Origin of the sequence: Buchnera aphidicola (Diuraphis noxia) (assembly GCF_001700895.1) — a bacterium.
GTDB classification, from domain to species: Bacteria; Pseudomonadota; Gammaproteobacteria; order Enterobacterales; family Enterobacteriaceae; genus Buchnera; species Buchnera aphidicola_D.
Map to the genome: position 1 here is coordinate 287261 of NZ_CP013259.1, position 25363 is coordinate 312623.

Annotated in this window: 23 protein-coding genes; 14 read left to right on the forward strand and 9 right to left on the reverse strand. The window is 24.7% G+C overall.

The genetic code is table 11. The features are described 5' to 3' along the window. The first annotated feature begins 404 nt into the window (after positions 1–404). The 9 genes from purB to ribA all read left to right on the forward strand — a co-directional run bounded on the left by purB (position 405) and on the right by ribA (position 9526). Positions 405–1775, forward strand: coding sequence for an adenylosuccinate lyase (gene purB, locus ATN01_RS01330; protein WP_075433300.1), 1371 nt, complete (start codon positions 405–407; stop codon positions 1773–1775). Positions 1776–1859: 84 nt separating this feature from the next. Next, positions 1860–2453, forward strand: coding sequence for a transglycosylase SLT domain-containing protein (locus ATN01_RS01335; RefSeq protein WP_082248320.1), 594 nt, complete (start codon positions 1860–1862; stop codon positions 2451–2453). Positions 2454–2569: 116 nt separating this feature from the next. After that, complete coding sequence (locus ATN01_RS01340; protein ID WP_075433302.1) at positions 2570–3340, forward strand: enoyl-ACP reductase; 771 nt, start codon at positions 2570–2572, stop codon at positions 3338–3340. 280 nt (positions 3341–3620) lie between these two features. Beyond that, positions 3621–5558 (forward strand): exoribonuclease II, encoded by a 1938-nt coding sequence (rnb, locus tag ATN01_RS01345; RefSeq protein ID WP_075433303.1) that lies wholly within the window; start codon positions 3621–3623, stop codon positions 5556–5558. Between the two features lie 105 nt (positions 5559–5663). Continuing rightward, positions 5664–6311 (forward strand): YchE family NAAT transporter, encoded by a 648-nt coding sequence (locus ATN01_RS01350; RefSeq protein ID WP_075433304.1) that lies wholly within the window; start codon positions 5664–5666, stop codon positions 6309–6311. A gap of 20 nt (positions 6312–6331) precedes the next feature. Next, positions 6332–6985 carry a lipoyl(octanoyl) transferase LipB gene (lipB, locus tag ATN01_RS01355; protein ID WP_075433615.1) on the forward strand — a complete coding sequence of 218 codons (654 nt, stop codon included), beginning with the start codon at positions 6332–6334 and terminating at the stop codon, positions 6983–6985. 120 nt (positions 6986–7105) lie between these two features. Further along, a complete protein-coding gene (lipA, locus tag ATN01_RS01360) occupies positions 7106–8059 on the forward strand; it encodes a lipoyl synthase (protein ID WP_075433305.1) in 954 nt (317 codons plus the stop codon). A gap of 128 nt (positions 8060–8187) precedes the next feature. Beyond that, complete coding sequence (gene pyrF / locus ATN01_RS01365; protein WP_075433306.1) at positions 8188–8898, forward strand: orotidine-5'-phosphate decarboxylase; 711 nt, start codon at positions 8188–8190, stop codon at positions 8896–8898. A 37-nt stretch (positions 8899–8935) separates the two neighbouring features. Next, positions 8936–9526: a GTP cyclohydrolase II gene (gene ribA / locus ATN01_RS01370; RefSeq protein ID WP_075433307.1), complete on the forward strand. Its 591-nt coding sequence runs from the start codon at positions 8936–8938 to the stop codon at positions 9524–9526. 167 nt (positions 9527–9693) lie between these two features. Here ribA and cls read toward each other — a convergent pair whose 3' ends face one another. The 8 genes from cls to trpD form a co-directional block, all read right to left on the reverse strand. Next, complete coding sequence (gene cls, locus ATN01_RS01375) at positions 9694–11160, reverse strand: cardiolipin synthase (RefSeq protein WP_075433308.1); 1467 nt, start codon at positions 11158–11160, stop codon at positions 9694–9696. A 201-nt stretch (positions 11161–11361) separates the two neighbouring features. Continuing rightward, complete coding sequence (gene yciA, locus ATN01_RS01380; RefSeq protein ID WP_075433309.1) at positions 11362–11769, reverse strand: acyl-CoA thioester hydrolase YciA; 408 nt, start codon at positions 11767–11769, stop codon at positions 11362–11364. Between the two features lie 34 nt (positions 11770–11803). Further along, positions 11804–12337: a septation protein A gene (locus ATN01_RS01385; protein WP_075433310.1), complete on the reverse strand. Its 534-nt coding sequence runs from the start codon at positions 12335–12337 to the stop codon at positions 11804–11806. Positions 12338–12346: 9 nt separating this feature from the next. Beyond that, a complete protein-coding gene (locus ATN01_RS01390; RefSeq protein WP_075433311.1) occupies positions 12347–13108 on the reverse strand; it encodes a YciC family protein in 762 nt (253 codons plus the stop codon). A 76-nt stretch (positions 13109–13184) separates the two neighbouring features. Beyond that, complete coding sequence (gene trpA, locus ATN01_RS01395; RefSeq protein WP_075433312.1) at positions 13185–13997, reverse strand: tryptophan synthase subunit alpha; 813 nt, start codon at positions 13995–13997, stop codon at positions 13185–13187. Further along, positions 13994–15187, reverse strand: coding sequence for a tryptophan synthase subunit beta (gene trpB, locus ATN01_RS01400; RefSeq protein ID WP_075433313.1), 1194 nt, complete (start codon positions 15185–15187; stop codon positions 13994–13996). The genes trpA and trpB overlap by 4 nt, the downstream gene beginning before the upstream one ends. Before the next feature lie 28 nt (positions 15188–15215). Beyond that, a complete protein-coding gene (trpCF, locus tag ATN01_RS01405; RefSeq protein ID WP_075433314.1) occupies positions 15216–16577 on the reverse strand; it encodes a bifunctional indole-3-glycerol-phosphate synthase TrpC/phosphoribosylanthranilate isomerase TrpF in 1362 nt (453 codons plus the stop codon). Then, the gene (trpD, locus tag ATN01_RS01410; protein ID WP_075433315.1) at positions 16558–17586 is read right to left on the reverse strand and encodes an anthranilate phosphoribosyltransferase; all 1029 of its coding nucleotides are present in this window, start codon (positions 17584–17586) and stop codon (positions 16558–16560) included. The genes trpCF and trpD overlap by 20 nt, the downstream gene beginning before the upstream one ends. Before the next feature lie 239 nt (positions 17587–17825). On the opposite strand from trpD, the gene ATN01_RS01415 reads away from it, so the two are divergent. From ATN01_RS01415 to topA, 4 genes are all read left to right on the forward strand, one after another. Beyond that, positions 17826–18722 (forward strand): DMT family transporter, encoded by an 897-nt coding sequence (locus ATN01_RS01415; RefSeq protein ID WP_075433316.1) that lies wholly within the window; start codon positions 17826–17828, stop codon positions 18720–18722. 38 nt (positions 18723–18760) lie between these two features. Further along, a complete protein-coding gene (locus tag ATN01_RS01420; protein ID WP_075433317.1) occupies positions 18761–19507 on the forward strand; it encodes a pseudouridine synthase in 747 nt (248 codons plus the stop codon). Between the two features lie 41 nt (positions 19508–19548). After that, on the forward strand, positions 19549–20574 hold the full coding sequence (gene sohB / locus ATN01_RS01425) for a protease SohB (protein WP_075433318.1): 1026 nt from the start codon (positions 19549–19551) through the stop codon (positions 20572–20574). Positions 20575–20660: 86 nt separating this feature from the next. Then, complete coding sequence (gene topA, locus ATN01_RS01430; protein ID WP_075433319.1) at positions 20661–23216, forward strand: type I DNA topoisomerase; 2556 nt, start codon at positions 20661–20663, stop codon at positions 23214–23216. Positions 23217–23233: 17 nt separating this feature from the next. Here topA and ATN01_RS01435 read toward each other — a convergent pair whose 3' ends face one another. Further along, a complete protein-coding gene (locus ATN01_RS01435) occupies positions 23234–24028 on the reverse strand; it encodes an inositol monophosphatase family protein (protein ID WP_075433320.1) in 795 nt (264 codons plus the stop codon). A 164-nt stretch (positions 24029–24192) separates the two neighbouring features. Between ATN01_RS01435 and rlmN the strand changes: the two genes are divergently transcribed. Beyond that, positions 24193–25287, forward strand: coding sequence for a 23S rRNA (adenine(2503)-C(2))-methyltransferase RlmN (gene rlmN / locus ATN01_RS01440; RefSeq protein ID WP_075433321.1), 1095 nt, complete (start codon positions 24193–24195; stop codon positions 25285–25287). Positions 25288–25363: the final 76 nt, after the last annotated feature.

Sequence of the window (25363 nt, forward strand, 5' to 3'; positions counted from 1 at the left end):
TACATTTCCAACGTTCTTATACAGTATGTTATATGTTAGGTCAGTCTGAGTAATTGTAATACATAAATATCATGAAAAATCTTGATTTAAAAATAAAAATCTTAACGTTTATTTTGTATGATTTTTAATTTTTTCTATTTTTATTTTAAGTTTATTACATATATTTTTGATTTTATAAGTCTTGAAAAAATTAGAATTTAGTTATATGAATATTAATTTTTTAAAAAATGATTAATTATATGTAATAAAGATTTTTTATGAAAAAAATAATTTGTTTTGATAAATAATCTAATAAAATTAGATATTTTTATTTAATTTTTTTAATTAATATGTTTTTAAATATATACAAACATACTATATAATTACAAAAAATAAATGGTTTTAAAATAGTCAGGATATAATATATGAAGTTAAATTCATTAACTGCTATTTCTCCCATTGATGGTCGATATAGTAAATCTACTTTAGTACTTAGAGAGATTTTTAGCGAATTTGGTTTTTTTAAATATCGTCTCAACGTAGAAATTCAGTGGTTTAAAAAAATAATAAGCATATCTGAACTTTTAGAATTAAAAAAAATTGATGATAAAAACATATCTTTTCTTAATAATATTATTAATGATTTTACTGAAGAAGATGCCAGTCAGATTAAAAAAATAGAAAAAACAACTCAACATGATGTAAAAGCTTTAGAATACTTTTTAAAAGATAAAATTTCTAAATCAGAAATTTTTTCATCAATTTTAGAATTTATACATTTTGGTTGTACTTCAGAGGACATTAATAATATATCTTATGCCTTAATGTTAAAAGATGCTCGTAATAAAATAATTTTACCATTATGGTCTAAAATAATTGCTTCTGTAAAAAACATGATTTTTAAATATCAGCATGTCCCTTTATTATCTTTAACGCATGGACAACCAGCTACGCCATCAACGATGGGAAAAGAACTTACTAATTTTTATTATCGTATGCAACGTTATTATAAAAAAATTAAAAATATAGAAATATTAGGTAAAATGAATGGCACTACTGGGAATTATAATGCACATTTAGTTGCATATCCAAAAATTAACTGGCATAAAATTAGTCAAGAATTTGTAACATCTTTAGGAATATCTTGGAATCCATATACTACACAAATCGAACCTCATGATTACATATCAGAATTTTTTAGTTGTATTTCATTATTTAATACAATATTAATTAATTTTAATCGTGATATTTGGGGATATATTTCACTTAACTATTTTAAACAAAAACCAGTAGAAAATGAAGTAGGTTCTTCTATTATGCCTCATAAAATTAATCCTATTGATTTTGAAAATTCTGAAGGGAATTTAGGGTTATCAAATGCTTTTATGAATCATATGATACATAAATTACCTATTTCTCGATGGCAACGTGACTTAAGTGATTCTACAGTATTACGTAATTTAGGAGTAACTATAGCTTATTCTGTCATTGCATATAAATCTGTATTATCGGGTTTAAAAAAACTAGAAATAAATGAAGTTCAAATGTTAAAAAATTTAAATGAAAACTGGTCTGTTTTATCTGAACCAATTCAAACTGTTATGCGTCGTTATGGTATAAAAAATTCATATGAACAATTAAAAAAATTAACTCGCGGAAAAAAAATAAATAAAAATATTATACATATGTTTATTGCTAGTTTAGAAATACCAGAAAAAGAAAAAAAACGCTTAAAGAAACTTACGCCTTGTAATTATATAGGGGCAGCAAGTCAAATAATCAATGAATTAGAATAAACAATTAATCATATGTTATATCAAAAAATCATTTAATTATTTTAAACATTTAATTAGATATATAATTTCAAGGAAATTTTTTTTGTGACATCAATAATATTAGTTATCTCTCTTATTTTTTTAACTGGTTGTAATAATTTTATTAATACGCAAACATATTTTAAAAAAAAATATTTTTTAAATAAAAATATTATAGAAAATAGAATACATTCTTGGAATAATATTACAAAAATTGCTGCATATAAATATCATGTTGATGAAAAATTAATTAAATCTATTATTTATGCAGAATCTTCTGGTAACCCTTATGCTAAAAGCAGTTCTAATGCGATTGGATTAATGCAAATTAAACCATCTGCTGCAGGTTTTGAAATATATCGTTTACAAGGAAAAAAACGTCAACCTTCTCTTAAAGAATTATATAATCCTAAAATAAATATTGATATAGGTACTGCTTATATTAGTTTATTGCAAACAAAAAAATTGTTGGGTATAAAAAACAAAGAACTAATGAGATATGCTACTATTGTTTCATATGTCAATGGAGATAGTGCATTGCTAAAACTTTTCTCTAAAAATAGAAAAAAAGCAATATCTATAATTAACACTATGAATATAAACTCTTTTTGTGCATATATAAAAAAAAACATCCAGCAAAGCAAGCTTCAAATTATTTAATGAAAGTGATAATGATTTATGATTTAATATAAAATTATCTATTAAATATAATTTTTACGTTAGACTTTAAAATAAAAAATCTTTATCGAAACAAAATTTATATTTGAGATTGAAAGATGGGATTTTTAAAAGGTAAAAAGATTTTAATCACAGGAATTTCTAGTAAACGATCAATTGCTTTTGAGATAGCAAAATCTATGTATGGTTTAAAAGCAGAATTAGGATTTATATGTCAAAATGAAAAAATTTGTAATAAAATGAAAACATCATTAGATGCAATGAAATCTAGTTTTATATTTACATGTGATTTTAGAAATGACGAAAATATAAAAAAAATGTGTTTTAATTTATCACAGGTATGGAAAAATTTTGACGGATTAATACATGCTATTGCTTATTGTCCAAAAAAATTACTTTATGGAGATTTCATTGATCAAACTACTAGAGAAGGATTTAATATTTCTCATGAAATTAGTTGTTATAGTTTTTTAGGATTAATAAAACAATGTAGAAAATTTCTAAAACATGGTTCTTCTTTGTTGACTTTATCTTACCTAGGAGCTCAACGTGTGATACCTAATTACAATATTATGGGATTAGCGAAAGCTTCGTTAGAAGCAAATGTTCGTTATCTAGCTTATACGTTGGGTAAAAACAATATTCGAGTCAATGCTATTTCATCTGGTCCTATCAAAACTATTTCTTCTTATAGTATTAAAAATTTTAATGAAATTAAACAACATCATTATAAATCAGCACTAATACAAAATTCTATCACTAGCAAAAATATAGCGAATGTTGCATCTTTTTTATTATCAGATTTATCAATCGGTATTACTGGTTCAGTTATTTATGTTGATAACGGATTTCATGTCAGTTCTATCTAAGTTATAATTACTATTTGTATTGTTTTATTAAAAAAATATTAAATATATTTTTAAAAAATTTAAACAGTATATATGTTTAAATAAAAAATTTATGATTTTTTTTATTTTTTATAAAGTCACTTATCATGTTTATTCAGTCAATAAACACGTTAAAATAAAATTTTTGTGATTTGTATGTCAAAAGATCACCTATTTTATTTAATGCATGATAAATCTATTCAAATAAATTTTTAAATTTACGAATTATTGATTTTTACTACGACAATTAGGTTTTATTATTATGTTCCAAAATAATCCATTGCTTACACTGTTAAAAAAAAATCTACATGCTAAAACACCTCGTATTGAAGGCGTAGTAAAAAGCACTGAAAGAGGATTTGGATTTTTAGAAACGGATGCACAAAAAAGTTATTTTATCCCACCAAAACACATGAAAAAAGTGATGCACGGAGATAAGATAATTGCATTATTAAAAATAGAAAAAGATAGAGAAATCATTGAACCTGAAAAATTAGTTGCGCCTTTTCTAAATCGGTTTGTGGGACAAATAGAAAAGAAAGAAAATAAATTATTTATTGTACCCGATTATCCATTTTTAAAAACTCTTATAATATGTATAAATTATAAAAACAGTTCAAATGTTTTTCATAATGGAGATTGGGTTGTTGCAAAACTAACTAAACATAAGCTTAATGGAAATCATTTTTTTTATGCTGAATTAATTGAAAAAATTATAAAAAATAATGATCCTTTCATACCATGGAGAGTAACTTTAGCACGTCATAATCTTCCCAAACAAGAACCATTATCTAATATAAATGATTTTAAATTGAAAGATGAATGTGATAGAAAAGATTTGACAAATTTAGATTTTGTGACTATAGACAATAGTAATACCAAAGATATTGATGATGCACTTTTTATTAATCAAAATATTACAGGAGATTTTGTTTTAACTGTAGCAATTGCTGATCCTACTGCTTATATAAAAAAAGATAGTCAATTAGATGTTATTGCATATAAAAGAGGTTTTACAAATTATTTACCTGGGTTCAATATTCCTATGTTGCCTAGAAATTTATCAGAAGATATATGTTCATTGAATCCCAATGAACGTCGTCCAGCATTAGCATGTCGTATTAATATTTTAAAAGATGGTAGTATATCTGAAAATATTATATTTTTTTTAGCATGGATTAAATCTAAATCAAAATTATCTTATGATAACGTATCAGATTGGATTGAACAATCTGGAACATGGCAACCTCCTACGAAATCTATAAAAAATCAAATATTATGCTTACATCGATTATGTTTATTACGAATAAAATGGCGTTCAAAAAATTCTGTATTGTTTAAAGACAACCCAGAATATCGATTTAATTTATCTGAAAACGGAAATATTTTAGATATTTTTATTGACAAAAGACGTATTGCTCACAAAATTGTTGAAGAATGTATGATTATTGCTAACATGTCTGCAGCTAAATTTTTATCTAAGCATATTGGTTTTGGAATATATAATGTACATACTGGTTTTGATCTGATTAACGCTGAAAATGTAGTGTCTTTTTTAAAAGATTATAACTTAAATTTTACTGTTGAAGAAATTACTACTTTAAAAGGTTTTTGTAAACTTAGACGTGTTTTAAATATATTATCTAATAATTACATTGATAATCGTATTCGTCGTTTTCAATCATTTGGTGATTTTAGTATTGTACCAGGTCCTCATTTTGCTCTTGGTTTTTCAGAATATGCTACTTGGACTTCCCCTATTCGCAAATATAGTGATATGATTAATCATCGTCTATTAAAATCTATTATTAGAAAAGAAACACCGATTAAACCTAGCGAAGAAATTAAATTAAAGATAAGTGAACAAAAAAGACGAAACAGGACTGCTGAAAGAGACGTATCAGATTGGCTTTATGCTATATTTTTACAAAAAGAAAAAAATCGAAATAAAAAATTTAATGCTGAAATTATTGATATTTCAAGAAGTGGAATGAGGGCTCGTTTAATAGAAAATGGTGCGTATGTTTTTATTCCAGGTGTTTTTTTACACAAAAATAAAACCGAATTACTATTTAATCAAGAAATGGGCAAGGTATTTATTAATGGTATTTTAATTTATAAAGTTTCGGATGTTATATCAGTCATTTTATCAGATATTCGATTAGAAACCCGTAGTATTATTGCGAAACCAGAAAATTAACTTTGATAATAAAAAATATTATATATTTATAAGCAAAATGCTTACATAGATAAAATATCTTCAAACGAGTTATAAAAATTTAACATATACTTAGGAGTATGATAGATGCATATTTCGATTTTTGATTTATCTATATATATAAAATTTTTTATAGGTTTATGTGCTTTAGTTAATCCAATTGGAATGATTCCTATCTTTACAACTATGACTCATAGTCAATCTATTTTAGAAAGACAAAAAACTAATTTAATAGCTAATTTTTCAGCATCTCTGATTTTAATCATATCACTATTTGTTGGTAGTAATATTTTAAATGCATTTGGTATATCTATTAGTTCGTTTCGTATTGCTGGAGGCATACTTATAATCAGTATAGCGTTTTCTATGATTAGTGGAAATTTTTTAAATAAAGTAAAACAAATAAAAGAAAACAAAACGAATCAAAAACCTGAAAACATTAGTGTAGTTCCTTTAGCAATGCCTTTAATTGCAGGACCAGGAGCTATAAGTTCGACTATTGTTTGGAGTACTTATTATTCTAATTGGATGAATTTATTTGGATGCAGTTTAGTTATTATCTGTTTTTCAATGGTATGTTGGTTGTGTTTTCAAGCAGCTCCATGCGTTGTAAAAATATTAGGAACAACAGGAATTAACATTATTACACGTATTATGGGTTTATTATTAATGTCATTAGGAATAGAGTTTATTACTATAGGTATAAGTACGATTTTCCCTGGATTATTAAATTAATGTTTTTTAATATAAATCTTATGAAAAGTTTTTTACAAAATAAAATTATTTTTTTTCGTGATTTAGGAATAGAAGAATGGTCGATTACCTTTAAAAAAATGCACAATTTTACAATATTGCGCGATTTTTATACATTTGATGAAATATGGTTTGTTGAGCATTATCCTGTTTTTACACAAGGGTATGCACATCAAAAAAAGAGTTTAACTCATATTAACAATATACCTGTAATAAATACTAATAGAGGTGGCCAAATTACATATCATGGGCCAGGCCAGCAAATATTATATTTTTTAATTGATCTTAAACGTAGAAATATTAGTATTCGTGACTTAATTGATATCATGCAACAAATAGTAATAAAGACTTTAAATAAACTTTCTATACATCAAGCATATACTAAAAAAAAATTTCCAGGTGTGTATGTAAATAAAAAAAAAATATGCTCTTTAGGATTAAGGATAAAAAGAAATTTTACTTTTCATGGTTTGTCTATTAATGTGAATATGGATTTAACACCATTTAATTATATCTATCCTTGTGGCGATATAAATATACAGATGACACAAATAAAAGAGTTTAATAAAGATATTAAATTAAAAGACTTAAAAACTGTTTTAGTAACAGTTTTATCTAATTATTTTCAAGTTATTATGATAAAAAAAAAACAATGAAATAATTAATTATATTTTACTTTAGGAATTAAAATAAAATTTAATTTTTATTTCAAAATATCTTTTATATCTTTATATAACATATATTTTTTAATATTCGTAATTGAGATAATAAATCTTATGAAGATAAATAAAAATATTTTATCGAAAAGTAATATATCAAAACAGTTAAATACAATTCCAATTAAAAATATTTATAAATTTCAAACAAAATTAACAAAACCTGATTGGATAAAAATTAAACTACCTATTCACACTTCTCGTATAAAAAAAATAAAAACAGCCTTACGTAAACACAATCTGTATTCTGTTTGTGAAGAAGCTCGTTGTCCCAATTTACCAGAATGTTTTGACAATGGTACTGCGACATTCATGATTCTTGGATCAATATGTACTCGAAATTGCCCTTTTTGCGCAGTATCTCATGGTATACCATACCCTGTAAATAAAACAGAACCTGATAATCTATCCAATGCAATATTTGATATGGGTATTAATTATGTAGTAATCACATCAGTAGTTCGTGATGATTTATATGATGGTGGTGCACAACATTTTGTTAATTGTATAAAATCAATTAGAAATAAAAATCAAGTAAAAATTGAAATATTAGTGCCTGATTTTCGAGGAAAGATTGATTTAATATTAAACATATTTAATACATCGTTACCTGATATTTTTAATCATAATATAGAAAGTATTCCTAGAATGTATAAAAAAATTCGTCCTGGAGCAAATTATTCAAAATCGTTATTATTATTGGAATCATTCCAAAAAAGATATATTAATATACCTACAAAATCTGGATTAATGTTAGGACTCGGTGAAAAAGAAAAAGAAATAATTCAAGTCATGAAAGATCTTTATTCAAGTGGAGTAACTTTATTAACAATAGGACAATATCTTCAACCCAGTACTAATCATGTTCCAGTGAAACGTTACATCTCACCTAAAGAATTTGAATATATTAAGAAAGAAGCTTTATCTATTGGTTTTTCTAATGTTTTTTGTGGTTCATTTGTTCGTTCATCATACCATGCTAGTTTTCAATCACTATTACCTATTAAGAAATAAAATTGATATTTTTAAAAATAAATTTTTATAAATATTTTTATACATCATGTAATTAGTACATTTTGCATTAAAAATATATAGAAAAGAATATTTCTTTCTTGATGTATATTATATATTAGAGGTTATAAGTGTTAAATCCCATTTTTTTTAATATGCCTAAAATCATTATTGCATTAGATTTTTCTGATAAAAAATCAGCTATGAAACTCATTGATCTTTTAAATCCATCTATTTTTTATTTAAAGATTGGAAAAGAAATGTTTACAATTTTAGGTTATAAATTTATAAAAGAATTACATCAACTTGGATTTAGTATATTTCTTGATTTAAAATTTCATGATATCCCCAATACTGTTTTTAATGCAACAAAAGCTGCTGCAGATTTAGGAGTATGGATGCTAAGTGTTCATGCAGCTGGAGGAAAAAAAATGTTAATTTCTGCCAAAAAAGCTTTAAAGAATTTTAAAAAGGCTCCTTTATTAATAGCCATTACAGCGTTAACTAGTTTGAAAGAAGAAGATTTGCAAGACATTGGAATTAAAAGTTCTTTAACAGAATACATTTTAAAATTATCAAAATTATCTAATGATTGTGGTTTAGATGGAATTGTGTGTCCAGGGAAAGAAGCAAAGAAAATAAAATTTTTGTTTGGTCATCAATATAAAATTATCACACCAGGTATTAGATCTTCTAAAGATTTACTATATGATCAAAATAATATTATTACTCCTAGAGAAGCTAAAGAATCTAAAATAGATTATATAGTTTTAGGACGTTCTATTACAATGTCAAAAAATCCAATTAAAAAATTGGATTTAATAATAAAATCTATGCAATAACATCAAAGAATACATAGTTTTTTGATAAGGAGGTTTGATGCAATTAATAAAAATAGAGAAAGCCATTTTACCTACTCCTTGGGGTAATTTTTTTATTTTTGGTTTTGAAGAAAAGAAAAATGGGAAAAATCATATTGCTCTTGTATATGGCAATATAAACGAAAATACTCCGATTCTTTCTAGAGTACATTCAGAATGCTTAACAGGAGATGCTTTTTTTAGCTTAAGATGCGACTGTGGTATTCAATTAAAAATAGCGATGCAAATTATTTCTAAAGAAGGGAGTGGTGTCTTAATTTATCATCGTCAAGAAGGAAGAAATATTGGATTATTGAATAAAATAAGAGCATATGCTTTACAAGACAAAGGCTTGGATACTGTCGAAGCTAATGAGAAATTGGGTTTTTCTGCAGACGAAAGAGATTTTTCATTATGTGCTGATATTTTTAAAATATTGAATATTAAAAAAATTCGATTACTGACAAATAATCCGTTTAAAATGCAAATGCTAATAAATGCTGGAATAAATATTGTAGAACGAGTACCTCTTATAGTAGAAAAAAATTCTAAAAATGCTTTTTATTTACAAACAAAAGAAAAAAAAATGGGTCATTTATTACATGAATAAAAGTTATTATATGGACTGAAATAATTAATTTTTTTAATTGTTTTTTATCATTAATAATTAGTTGAGTTTAATTCATAATAAAAAATATTATTTTTTTATATTGAAATATCAATATAAAAAATATTAATATTTTTTAAATGTTTTAAACTTGGTTAAAAATTATTACTTTATAATAAAGGACTTAAAAAATAAAATATCTTTTCCAAAATTATAGTCCAATATGCTCGCGTAGACCACATTCTTTTATCCAATAAAAGAGAATCAGAAATATACTGTTTTTGTATATAAAATAGATCTTTCCCAAAATTACTATCATCAATCACTAAAGTAATTTCAAAATTTAACCAAAGACTTCGCATATCTAAATTTACAGTACCAATTAAACTTAATTGTTTATCTACTAAAATGCTTTTACTATGAAGTAAACCTTTTTTAAATTGATAAATTTTTACACCTGCTTCTAATAATTCAGCGAAAAAAACTCTACTAGCCCATTTCACTAAAATAGAATCATGATATAAAGGTATAATAATACTAACTTTAACACCTCTTTGAGCAGCAGTACAAATAGCATATAATAAATCTTCACTAGGTACTAAATAAGGGGTAGTCATAATCAATTCTTTTCTAGCAGAATAAATTGCGGTCAATAAAGCTTGGTGGATCATATTTTCAGGAAAACCTGGTCCTGATGCAATAACCTGAATACTGGAATTTCGAGTATATTCGTTTCTTAAATGTTGTTTATTTGGTAATGGAGGTAAAATTTTTAAACCAGTTTCAATTTCCCAATCACAAGAATAAATAATACCCATAGTTGCTGCTACAGGTCCCTCTATTCTTGTCATCAGATCAATCCATTGACCGATTCCAGAAGATTGTTTAAATAAAGAAGGATCTACAAGATTCATGCTACCTGAATAAACAATATAGTTATCAATCAAGATCATTTTTCTATGCTGTCTCACATCTAATCTTCTTAAAAAAACTCTTAATAGACTAACTTTCAATGCTTCTACTATTTGAATTCCAGATTTTCTCATTATTTTAGCCCAAGGACTTCTGAAAAATGCTATACTACCTGCAGAATCTAACATTAACCTACAATGTATTCCACGTTTTGCAGATTTTATTAAGGCTATTGCGACATCATCTGCTATCCCACCAGGTTTCCAAATATAAAACACCATTTCAATATTTTTTTTTGCTAACGAAATATCGCGTATTAAAATTTGTATAGTTTGATTAGTATTACTTAAAAGTTTTAATTTATTACTTTTTATTCCATAAGTTCCTTGTCTATGCTTGCATAATTGAAATAAAGAATTTGCGACTTCGCTATTTTTCATTTGAAAAATATTTGTACAAGATTTTAGTTCATTTAGCCAATTGTTAGACATAGACCAAATTCTATTTGCTATTTTTTTTTGTCTTTTTCCTAAATATAATTCACCGAAAAAAAACCAAACAGAAATTCCAATAAATGGAATAATATAAACAGTTAATAACCACAATGTTGAAGAAGCTATACTACGTCTCTTTTTTATTAAAACACGAAAAGTAATATTAGCAATCAATAACCAATATGTTAAAAAAATTAAACATTTTATTGAATTAAAAAAATATTCATCCATTGAAAATCCTATTTATACTTTTTTAAAAAGTTTTTACTCTGAATTAAATTTTTTAGTTCTAGTTAAAAAACTTTTGTATATTTTTTAAAAAATTATACAAAAACTATTTTTTTAACATTTGTGAATATATTGTTAATAAAATTTTTTTATTGTAAATGTAAAAAAAATAAATCAAAAATTTTCTTCATTTACTGATATTTGTTAAATAATACTCATTGGTAATAATTCTCGAGGCTTTCCTTCTTGATTAATTGCAACATAAATAAATTCAGATTCTGCAGCACAGTAATATTGCCCTAATGGTTTTGAATATATTTTTTTAATCCATATTTCTACATCAATTTTCATTGAGCTAATTCCAATTTTAATACATCGTGCATAACAATTAACAATATCTCCAACTGAAATTGATTGTAAAAAATTAATATTACTTACTCTAACGGTTACAACTTTTCCGCCTGCAATTTCTTTTGCTAGAATTGCTCCGCCCATATCCATTTGAGACATAATCCAACCACCAAATATATCACCATTTGCATTTGTATCTTTAGGCATAGCAAGAGTTTTTAATACTAGTGTTCCACTTGGTAATATTTTTTTTTTTGGCATTATTAAAATAATACTCCATAATGATTTAAAATAATTATTTTTTTTTAAATATTTTAAAATTTATATAAATACTTGTTACTAAAATGAGAAAAAATGTTAAAGTTGTAAAACCAAAAACTTTGAAAATAACCCAAGTTTTTTCTGAAAAACACAGTGCTATATAAATATTTAAAATACTACAAAATAAAAAAAATAAAGACCATATTAAGTTTATTTTACGCCAATAAACATTAGAGATATTGATTTCTCGTTCTAAAAATCTTTGTATTATTGGTTTGTTTGAAAAAAATTGACTGATGAGTAAAACAATAGAAAAAAAAAGATAGATTATTGTAATTTTCCATTTAATAAATTGACTATTATGAAAAAATATTGTCAAAAAACTAAAAAAAGAAATTGTACAAAAACTGAACAAACTCATTTTATCTAGTTCTTTATAAAAAATCCAATGTAGTATACATATTAACCCTGATGTAAAAGTTAAAGATGCAGAAGCTATAAAAATATCATAAAAATTATAAAAAATAAAAAAAACTATCATTGGAAAAATGTGTAATATTTTTTTCATGATGCAAACCTAAAAAATATTTAATTTTTGAGAACGTAAAAAAATCATATAAAAACGAAACAAATATATAATTAAAAGAGAATATAGTATATTTAAACTCATATTTAGTATTAAAAAAATAATGTTTTTATTTAAAAAATAAGTACTAGATAATATCGTAGTTACAAAAAATTTACTACACATCCATAATATGACACCTGATCCTATGATCTTTATATGTTGCCAAGAAATTGACATGCTAATTTGCATAGATTCAATGATACTATGTTTTTTAAAAGAAAAAATAATAGGTGATAAAGACAACATTATTGATAATAATACACCTGGAATGATAAAAAACATAAAACCTAATTGAATTAAAAAAGTTATAAGAAAATTTAATATAAATAAATTAGGTAGAAATGGAAAAAAAGAAGAAATTAAAGATATCATTGGTTCTCCTTTATTACTTGATACATTAAAAATCAAAGTAAGCATTATTCCTAATAATAATGTTTTACTTAATAATAACTCTATAATTTTAAAAATAAAATATTTAAGTAATTGATTTTTTTCAATTATATTCATATTTTTAACTAAATCTAAAAATGAATGTGTATTAATAAGTTTATTATTTTCTATTATTGAAATAATACGTACATTTGGTTGTATAAACATATCAATTAAAATGCTGATACATGTAACGAACATACATATAAAAAAAATTTTTTTTATTTGTGTGCCAAAAAAATGATATGTATCATTACGTATTTCACTAGCCGTAATAATCACATGTATACTCCTTATAAATATATAATGTATAGTTGAAACATTATTAAAAAATAAAATATTTTTTATATCAAAATATTTATGCTATTAATTTTGTAGATTTTTTTAAATGTTTCACAAATTCTTGTATTTTAGTCATCATGATGTCTTCTTCATACAAATATTTCTCAATAATATTTATTATTGCGGAACCGCATATTACACCGGAAAGACCTGATGATATGGCTTGTTTTACTTGAATAGAATTAGAGATGCCAAAACCTTGCAATAAAGGTACAGAATTATATTTTTTTATTTTTTTTATAAAATCACCAGATACAAAAAAATTTTGATTTTCTATCCCTGTTACTCCAGGTCGAGATAATACATAAATATATCCTTTTGCATATAAAGAAATGCGATATAACAAATCATCATCTGCATTAGGAGGGCATATAAAAATAGAACTAATTTTATATTTATTAGCGGTTGTATAAAAAATTTCTGATTCTTCAATAGGTACATCTGCTATTAGCACTGAATCTACACCAGATTTACGACATTTCAAATAAAAATTATCAAGACCTTGGTTATATACAAGATTAGCGTATATTAAAAGACCGATGGGTATTTGTGTATGTTTTTTTCTTAAATTTTTTATTTCTTTAAAATATTGAAAAATATTATTTTTTTGAGATAATGCTCGTAAATTTGCTTTTTGAATAGTTTTACCATCAGCTAATGGATCTGAAAATGGAATACCTAATTCTAATGCATCTGCTCCATTTTGTATTAAAATGTTAATTATTTTTAGTGATGTATCTAAAGATGGATCTCCTAAAACAACAAAGGGAACAAAACATCCTTCTTTACGTTGAGATAATCGATCAAAAATATTTTCATATCGATTCATATTCTTTTTCCTGTTTTTTTTAGAATATCGTGTACTGTAAAGATGTCTTTATCACCACGGCCAGAAAGATTGACAACAAAAATTTGTTCTTTTTTTGGAGACAGATTCATTAATTTTAATGCATAAGCTAATGCATGAGAAGATTCTAATGCTGGTATTATACCTTCTTTTTTGCATAATAATTGAAATGTATCAAGTGCTTCTTGATCTGTAATTGATACATATTGAGCACGATTAATACTATTTAACCAAGCATGTTCTGGACCAACAGATGGAAAGTCTAATCCTGCAGAAATAGACCAAGATTCTTGAATTTGACCTTCTTGATCTTGCATTAAATGAGATTTCATTCCGAAAAAAATACCAGTTCTACCATGTTTTAATGGTGCACCATGTTGACCTGTTTTTATACCCTTCCCCCCGGGTTCAACACCAATTAAACTTACTTCTTTATCATTAATAAAATTTGAAAAAATACCAATTGCATTAGAACCTCCTCCAACACATGCGATTATTGCATTTGGTAATTTTGTTTCTTGTTCTAAAATTTGTTGTTTAGTTTCTTCTCCAATAATTTTTTGAAATTCTCGAACAATAGTAGGATAGGGATGTGGTCCTGCTGCAGTACCAATCATATAGTGAGAATTTTTATAGCTATTAGACCAATCACGTAATGCTGCATTACACGCATCTTTTAAAGTACCAGATCCATTTTTTACAGGTATCACTTCTGCACCCATTAATTTCATTCGAAAAACATTAGGATGTTGTCTTTTGATATCTTTGATTCCCATGTAAATTCTACATTTCAAATTCAATAAAGCGCAAGCAATAGCAGTAGCTACTCCATGTTGACCAGCGCCAGTTTCAGCAATAATTTCATTTTTTTTCATCCTAATTGCTAAAATAGCTTGTCCTAAAACTTGATTGGTTTTATGAGCTCCACCATGTAATAAGTCTTCTCTTTTAAGATAAATACGTGTTTTTGTATCTTTAGTTAAATTATTACATAAAGTTAATGGCGTAGGTCTTCCTGCATAATTTTTTAGTAAATTAAAAAACGTTTTATGAAAATTAATATCTTTTTGTGCTTCAACAAAATTTTTTTCTAATTCTAATAGAGCTGGCATTAGTATTTGAGGAACATACATGCCACCAAACTTACCAAAATAAGGATTTAATAAAGTCATATAATGATTTCCTGGTTTTTTAAAAGTATTAATAATATCTTAATTTTTGAAATACTGACTTTATTTTTTTATGATCTTTAATACCTGGAGAAACTTCTATGCCAGAATTCAAATCTAATCCTGAACAATTTAATTTAGATGCTTTAATACAATTATTAGAATTAATACCTCCAGCTAAAATTACATTTTCTAAAATTTGATGTTTTAAAATAGACCAATTAAAACATTTATTACTTCCACCAAATTGAGAATCTAGTACATACATGTGTATGTGATTCCAATTAAGATCTGGTATCTTAGAATCAATTGAAAATGCTTTCCAAATTTGAATATTTATAGATAATGTTTGTCTAAGTTTTTTTACATATTTCAAATCTTCTTGACCATGCAGTTGAACTGCATATAAATTCAGTTCTTCAGCAATATTTTTAACGATTTCTATATTTTCATTTTGAAAAACACCTACATTTCTTAATGTATTGTTGAAAATTATTTTTTTTGCTGTATTCTTACTAATTTTTCTAAGCGAACTTGGTGCAAAAATTAATCCTCCATATACAGCTCCATATTTTTCCGCGATTTCTATATCACAACTTCTAGTTAATCCACAAATTTTGTTTTCACCTAATATTAAAGAACGTACGCCTATCTCTAATTGTTTTTCAGACATCAAATGTGATCCAATTAAAAAACCATTAACAAATTGGCTGAGATATCTTATTTGCTTGTATTTTGTGATACCAGATTCACTAATTATTATGATATTTTTAGGTATTAAAGAAGAAAGGATACGAGTGCGATTTAAATTAATTGATAAGTCATGTAAATTACGATTATTAATTCCAATGATATTCGCATTTAATTTAATAGCCCTTTTTAGTTCCGAAGTATTATTTACCTCAGTTAATATCCCCATATTTAATTCTTTTGCTATTTTGGATAGTTTTTGATATTGAAAGTCATCTAAAATAGATAGCATTAATAGAATAGCATCTGCATTATAATATCTTGCTAAATATATTTGAAAGGGATCAATAAAAAAATCTTTACATAAAATTGGTTGTGATACACGTTCTCTTACTATATTAATAAACTCTAGCTTTCCATCAAAATATTTTTCATCAGTAAGAACTGATATGGCAGAAGCATATTTATTATAAATTTTTGCGATATCAATTAAATTAAAATTTTTTTTAATAATTCCTAAAGAAGGAGATTTTTTTTTGCATTCTAATATAAAAACAGGATTTTTCTCTTTTAAGGAATTATAAAAATTGCGTGTTTTAGTGTTAATATGATTTTTAAAAGTGATTAATGGTTGTTTTTTTTTTCTAAATTTAATCCATTCATATTTATTTTTTACAATTTTTTCAAGTATTGTTTCTTTCATCTTTATCTTCTTTTAACATATTAGCAACATTAATTATATGTTTATATACATCTCCACTACGAATTTTATTTAATGCTAATTTCGTATTCGATTTTAAGTCTTCATAACCAAAGATTTTAAATAAAATAGCGACATTTGCTGCGATTAATTCTTCATTTAATTTATCTCCTTTCCCTTTCATAATTTGATTAATAATATAATAATTTTCTTCTAACGAAGTTTTTGTAAATATTTTTTTATCATGTATTTTTAAACCAAAATCTTTAGGATGTAGTTCATATGAAAAAATTTTACCATTAAATAATTCAGCAACATGTGTAGTGTTGTTTAATGTTACTTCATCCGTACCATCGCCGTGTAAAACTATAGCGCGTTGATATTTTAAACTTTTTAAAATTTCAATTGAAGAGTACAATAAATCTTTTTTATATACACCAATTACAGCAAGAGGTGGCATTGCAGGATTAAGAAAAGGTCCTAATAGATTAAAAATAGTTCTAGTTTTTAAAATTTTACGTACATTATTAGAATATTTAAAACTATCATGATAGTTAGGTGCAAATAAAAAACAAATATTTAATTTATCTAAAGTCTTACGATGTTCTTTTGAAGATGCATGTAAATTTATGTGAAATCTTTTTAATATATCAGCAGAACCTGATGTACTAGACACTCCTTGATTACAATGTTTTACAATTTTTAAGCCACAACTTGAAGCAACAAAAGCACTTGCAGTAGAAATATTGATTGTATTCTTAATGTCTCCACCTGTTCCTACTATATCAGCAAAAACATAGTTGGGCTTTGGAAAATATTTGACACATTCTGAAAATGCTAATATTGCTCCAATAATTTCTTCTTTTGATTCACCTCTTATTTTCATTGCTGTTAATATAGAGGATAATGTTATATCTGTTATGCTTCCGGAAGAAATAGATTTAAATAATCTATAACTCTCTTCTTTATTTAAATGTTGTGATTGATAAATTTTATTCAAAATATTTTGCATTTTTTACCTGTTAATATTTTTCAAATGTTTTTCTACAAAAAATGAATATTTATATATAAAATATTTTGATATTTATTATTTTTTATTTTCAACAATAATCTATTGATATACATAATTCAATTTAAATTTTAAAAACTTAAAATAAAAATTTTTTAAAAATAATTGTAAGACTAAAAAATAATATATAAAAATAGTCATAATTTATTATATATGATAACTTGGCTTTTGGAATTTTTACAATGAATAAATTAATAATATTATTATTGTTTTTCTTAGTTTCTATGACCTGGGGAACAACTTGGATTGCAATGAAAGTTGCAACGGAAACAATTCCGCCATTGTTCGCGACTGGAATACGTTTTTTAATAGCTTCTCCCTTATTGATTATATTAGCTTTTTATACACAAACTCCGCTTTTATTTCCACCTGGAAAGAGATGGTTTCAATTTATAATTGCGATTTTTTATTTTTCTTTACCATTTACATTAATGTTATATGGAGGGATTTATGTTAGTTCTTCTATAGCTTCTATTATTTTTTCAAACATGCCTGTAATTGTATTGATAATATCTTGCTTGTATTTGAAACAAAAATTATTTATCGCACAAAAAATTGGTTTAATAATTTCTTTAGTTACATTGCTGATTGTTTTATTTATAGAATTGGAATCAAAATGCTTCATTCAATGGAAAGCTATTTTAGCTTTACTTTTAGCTCTTTTTAGTCATGCTATGATTTATGCTGAATGCCAAAAACAACGATGTAATGTTTCTGTAATTACTTTTAACGCTTTACCATCGTTAATGTCTGGAATATTATTATCTATCATATCTTGGTTTTTAGAATCCCCAAATATTAATGATTTTTCTAAAAAATCTATGCTAGCCGTTTTATATCTTGGAGATTTTTCTGGTATTTTTGGAATTTTATCATATTTTTATTTGCAAAAAAAAGTAAGTGCATTTTATGCTTCTACCGTTTTCTTAGTTTTTCCAATAATTGCCGGATTTTTAGAAAATTATATTTATAAAGATACAATCTTATCATGTGAAGTATGGTTCTTTTTTCCTTTACTAGTCGGAATATTATTAACTTTAATACCAGTTGATATATTTACAATAAAAAATAAAATATAACTCTGAATACATTTTTAATCTTTTTAAGGTTTTTATAAGTGAATGAAAAAATACAAAAAATTTTATCTCGTTTTGGATGTCACTCTCGCCGAAAAATTGAACAAATCATTAAATCTGGAAACATATTAATCAATGATAAAAAAGTTTTTATTGGACAACGTTTAGAAGTAAAAAATATCCATAAAATTATGATAGAAGGTAAATTAATTTCTATACCTAAAAAAAAAATCAATACTGAACTATTAATTTATAACAAACCTGAAGGAGAGATTTGTACTCGTCATGATGTTAAAAATCGTTCTACGATATTTGATAGACTACCGATTTTAAAAACAGGAAAATGGATTAACATTGGACGATTAGACATTAATACTAGAGGTTTATTATTGTTTACAAATAATGGAAATTTAGCTAATCAACTTATGCATCCTCGAAATCGCATCGAAAGAGAATATTATATTCGTGTTTTTGGCAAAATTAATAAAAATACAATGAATATTTTAAAAAATGGAGTTAGAATTAAAGATGGTTATGCTTCATTTAAAGAAATCAAATCTATTAATATGAAAAAAAGATCAAAAAACCAATGGTTTAAAGGTGTTATATGTGAAGGAAGAAACCGTGAAATTAGATTAATGTGGAAAGAAATGAAATGCCAAGTTAGTCGATTAATTAGAATACGTTATGGAAATGTTATTTTACCTAGTACTTTACAATCAGGAAAATTTTCAAAATTAAATACTAGATTAATTAATAAATTGTACACATTGATTTCTGAAAAATAATGACAATAATGATTGTCTATATTTAAAAAAAGGAAAAATTCGTGAATTTACTTCTTAATTATGGATTATTTTTAGCTAAAATTATTACTTTTTTTACTATTAGTTTAAGTGCTATTGTATTTTTTTATATGCTTATAAAAAGAAAAAAAAATAATCGAAATAAATTAAAAATAACTGTATTACAAGATAATTATCAAGATGTAAAAAAGAATATGTTGTTATCTAAGATGACTAATTTCGAAAAGAAAGAATGGTTAAGTAGAGAAAAAACAAAACATAAAAAAATTGCAAAACATACTAAAGAATATTTTCAACATCAAAAAAAAACATTATATGTATTAGATTTTAAAGGTGGTGTTTATGCAAATGAAGTCATGGGATTGAGAGAAGAAATATCAGCTATACTTTCTGTAGCCAATCAAAATGATGAGGTATTACTACGTTTAGAAAGTTCTGGAGGTGTTATTCATGGATATGGATTAGCAGCTTCTCAATTAAATAGATTACGTAAAAAAGGGATACGATTAACTATATCTGTTGATAAAATAGCTGCTAGTGGAGGATATATGATGGCATGTGTTGCAGATTATATTATTTCAGCTCCATTTGCTATAATTGGATCTATTGGAGTAGTAGGTCAAATACCTAATTTTAATAAATTACTAAAGAAATGTAATATAGATATTGAATTACATACTGCGGGAAACTATAAACGTACTTTAACAATGTTAGGGCATAATACAGATTCAACGCGAAAAAAATTTTGTGAAGAATTAAATACAATACACCATCTTTTTAAAAACTTTATCAAAGAAATGAGACCCTGTTTAGATATTGAAAGTGTATCGAGTGGAGAGCACTGGCTTGGAACAATGGCTTTGAAAAAAAAATTAGTAGATGAAATTGGTACAAGTGATGATTTTTTAATTTCTAAAATGGAAGAATATAATTTATTGAGGATTCAATATATTTGTAACAAAACAATGTTAGAACGTTTTACATATTCAATAGTAGATAGTTTTAGTAAAATTGCTCTTAAATTATTTTTTTATAAAAATTTTTTATAATTTTAAGAAATAAAATTGTTTTAAACATACTTTATATATTATTAAATGAATTAGTACAATTAAATATGATTTATTTGGATAAAAATATGCAAAAATCTCTTGTTATAGTTGAATCTCCAGCAAAAGCAAAAACTATAAATCAATATTTAGGTTGTAAATATATAGTTAAATCTAGCATAGGACATATACGAGATTTATTTACAAAAAAAACTAAAAAAAGAGATGGTATTAAAAAATCTAGTTCCATGCTTAACAAGAAAAATAATCTTATATATCAAATAGGAATTGATCCTTATAAGAATTGGAAAGCTGAATATCATATTTTACCAGGTAAGGAAAAAATAGTTACTGAATTAAAAAAAATTGCGAATAAAGTTGATTTTATATATTTAGCTACCGATTTAGATCGAGAAGGAGAAGCAATAGCTTGGCATTTAAAAAAAGTTATTGGGGGTGATTCTTCTAAGTTTAGACGTGTAGTATTCAATGAAATAACTCAGCGATCAATAAAAAACGCTTTTAAAAATATAACATATATAAATATGCATCGAGTAAATGCTCAACAAGCACGTCGTTTTATGGATCGTATTGTAGGTTATATGATTTCTCCTTTATTATGGAAAAAAATTTCAAGAGGTTTATCTGCAGGACGCGTTCAATCTGTTGCTGTACGTATAATATCTGAACGCGAACACATTATAAAAAATTTTATATCAACAGAATATTGGAAGCTAAATATATCTCTTTTTTTTGAAAAAGAGAAAAACATTATTGCTAATGTAACTCATTACAAAAACAAAATTTTTTGCCCAAAAAATCGAACAGAACTCAATATTGCAATAAAAAAAATTAAAAAATCATGTTTTTTTGTTACAAATCGTGAAGATAAATTTAGTTATCAACTATCACCACCTCCCTTTATAACTTCAACTTTACAACAGACTTGTAGTCTTTATTTAGGTTTTAGTGTGAAAAAAACAATGTTTTTAGCGCAAAAACTTTATGAAGAAGGTTATATAACTTATATAAGAACTGATTCTACTTATTTAAGTGAATATGCTGTTAAACAAGCACGAACATACATTAAAAAATATTATGGCGCTAATTTTTTACCAAAACATCCTAATATTTATTCTGATATGAAAAATTCTCAAGAAGCTCATGAAGCTATTCGACCATCTAACATTAAAATAAAAAATATAAATACAACTCATTTGAATTCAGATGCTCAAAAAGTATATACACTGATCTGGAAGCAATTTATCTCTTCTCAAATGTCATCAGCAAAGTATCAATCTAGTACTATTACTATTACCGCTGATGCATTTGAATTGAAAAAAGATGAAAAAATAGTAATTTTTGAAGGTTGGAGAAAAATTTTAAAAGAAGAAAAAAATACATCTTTAGAAATCTCTTTATTAAAAACAGGTAATTTATTATTTTTCAATAAAATCATTCCTATTCAAAAATTTACTAAACCTTTGCCTCGTTTTAGTGAGGCTTCTTTAGTACGTCAATTAGAAAAAAAAGGTATTGGAAGACCTTCTACTTATGCTGCAATTACATCAAAAATACAAGAACGAGGATATGTTAAACTAAAAGACAATAAACTATATGCAGAAAAAATGGGCGAAATTTTAACAGCTCGATTAAAAAAAAATTTTAGTAATTTACTTGATTATAACTTTACTGCTGATATGGAAAAAAAACTTGATAGCATAGCTGAGAACAAAATTGAATGGAAATGTGTTCTAAATGCGTTTTTTAAAGATTTTTCTAAACGTTTAGAAAAAGCGAAAAAAAATCCAGAAGAAGGAGGAATGGAACTTAATAATATTGTTATGACATCAATTGATTGTCCTATATGCAAAAAGAAAATGGGGATAAAAAATGCTATTACTGGTGTTTTTTTAAGTTGTTCAGGATATAATTCTATACCTAAAAAACGTTGTAAGAAAACTATAAATCTTATTTCATTAAATGAATTTGATAAAAATCATAAAATAAAAAAAATAAAAAAAATTAATCAATGCAAAAAATGTAAGATGGTAATGGATGAATATTTTATTGATAATACATTAAAGATACATATTTGCATTAATAATCCTAGTTGTTTGGGTTATGAGATTGAAGAAGGTCATTTTGAAAATCTTAATTATTTATCTAAAACAATTCAATGTGAAAAATGCTATAATAATATGATATTAAAATCTGGTCGATTTGGCAGATTTTTTCTTTGTATAAAAAAAGAATGTAAAAATACGAGAAAAATTTTGCCTGATGGTAAAATATCAGATCCAAAGTTTGAACCAATACCCTTTCCAGAATTATTATGTAAGAAATCTAATGCATGGTTTGTGTTACGAGAAGGAATATCTGGAATTTTTTTTGCTGCTAATACTTTTCCTAAATCTCGCGAAACGAGATCTCCTTTCGTAGAAGAACTTGCTAAATTTCAACATTTATTGCCAGAAAAAATTCGCTATTTAGCGAATGCTCCTAAGGTTGATGCCAAAGGCAATAAAACGATCGTTTGTTTTAATAAAAAAATTAAGCAATATTATATCGGATCTAAAGAAGAAGGAAAATTTACAAATTGGTCAGCTTTATTTATAAATAAAAAATGGTGCATTATGAATTAGTAAAAAAGCAATATATACTAAATACAAAATTTTCTTATTTTTTCAGTAATTAATCTAATAATTTTTGGGCTGCTAGTTAGATTTCCAGAATGACAGTTATTGTTTTCATGTCCTCCTGTAAAATTACTAATTAAGCAACCCGCTTCTCGAACTTGTAATTTTCCTGCTATAAAGTTACTAGGATCTAAATTAAAATCAAATAAACAATCTATTCTTCCAGCTGCAACGTAAGCTAGATTTAATACATTTGATCCAGTTGATCTAAAAGAAATGCCACATAAAATTAATTTTTTATATATTTCAAGATAAGAAAATGATTTATCATAAATACGGTTAGGTAAATTAACAGCAATTGTTGTATGTTTTAAATTATTAATATTACTACATCTTGCTCTATATCCATTTAATTGAGATCCTTGTCCTTTTACAGCAGTAAATAAATCATTTCTTATAGGATCATATATTACAGAAATTTCTATGTTTTTTCTGACAATAACAGCAATAGAAATACAAAAATATGGAAAATTTTTTATAAAATTTTTTTTTCCGTCTAATTCATTAACAATCCAAATAGTAGTTTTATCATTATTTTTCAATGCAAAATTTTCATTCTTATTTAAAATAATATGATGCGGATAAGATTTATAAATAATTTCACTGATTATTCTAAATGTTTTATACATAATATTTTTTATAAATATTTGATTCTTTTCTAAATCTTCTTTGAGAAATTTTTGTGTATCATAATTTTGAATTATAATATTTCCTCCTTTTCTTACTGCACGAATAGCAATGTTTAACATGGGATGCATGAAAATTTCCTAAATATTTAATTTTATCAAAATAATATCATAATTTAAATATCTTTAATATTTTAATAATTAAAAAATTATTTATAATAATTACAAAAAAATTAATAAATATTATTGAAAGACAAATTAAAAAAATTTTTTATAAAATTGACTTAAGGTTTTATATGAAACAACATGCAAATGCATTAAATAATTGTAATAATAAAATTAATTTATTAGACCTCAATCCTAAAGATTTATATTATTTTCTTAATTCTTTAGGACAGAAAACATTTTTTGTAAAACAAATGATGAATTGGATTTATAAGAATAAATGTGATGATTTTAACAAAATGTTTAATATTAGCATAAAAACAAGAGAAAAATTGAATAAGCAGTCTTATATTTTTGCAAATAAATTTATAGAAGAAAAAATGTCTTCTGATGGTACAATAAAATGGATTACATCACTTAATAATCAAAAAATTGAAACTGTTTATATTCCAGAAAAAAATCGTTCTACACTTTGCGTTTCTTCACAAATAGGTTGTCCTTTAAAATGTAATTTTTGTGCTACTGGACAACAAGGTTTTAATCGAAATTTAAAAGTCTCTGAAATTATTTCTCAAGTTTGGCAAGCAAATAAAATTTTAAAAGAAAAAAAAATTAAAAAATCTATTACTAATATAGTATTTATGGGTATGGGTGAACCTTTATTAAATTTAAATAATGTTGTTTCAGCTATAAAAATAATGTTAGATGAAAATGGTTTTTATCTATCAAAAAGACGTATTACTTTATCTACTTCTGGTATAGTACCAGCTTTAAATCAATTAAGAAATATGATTGATGTATGCCTAGCAATTTCTCTTCATGCATCTAATGATAAGATTCGCAATCTTATTATGCCAATTAATAAAAGATATAATATACAATTAATTTTAAATTCAGCATTAAAATATTTAAAATACTCAAAATCTAATAGAGGTGGTATTACATTTGAATACGTTATGTTACATGGAATAAATGATTCTAATGAAAATGCAGTTGAATTAGCTTTTTTATTGAAAAAAATACCTAGTAAAATTAATCTTATTCCTTGGAATCCTTTTTTAAACTCAAATTTTTCATCAAGTAATATTAATAGAATTAATATTTTTGCAAATATTTTAAAAAGAAAAGGATTTACAACAGTGATTCGAAAAAATAGAGGAAATGATATAAACGCTGCATGTGGTCAATTAACAGGAAAGATTACTAATCGTATTAAAAAATTATAATATTGTACATTAAAAAAAATAATACTGAAAAATATGTTTTTTTATATTCCATGAATTTTACATTGTTGTGTAAGTT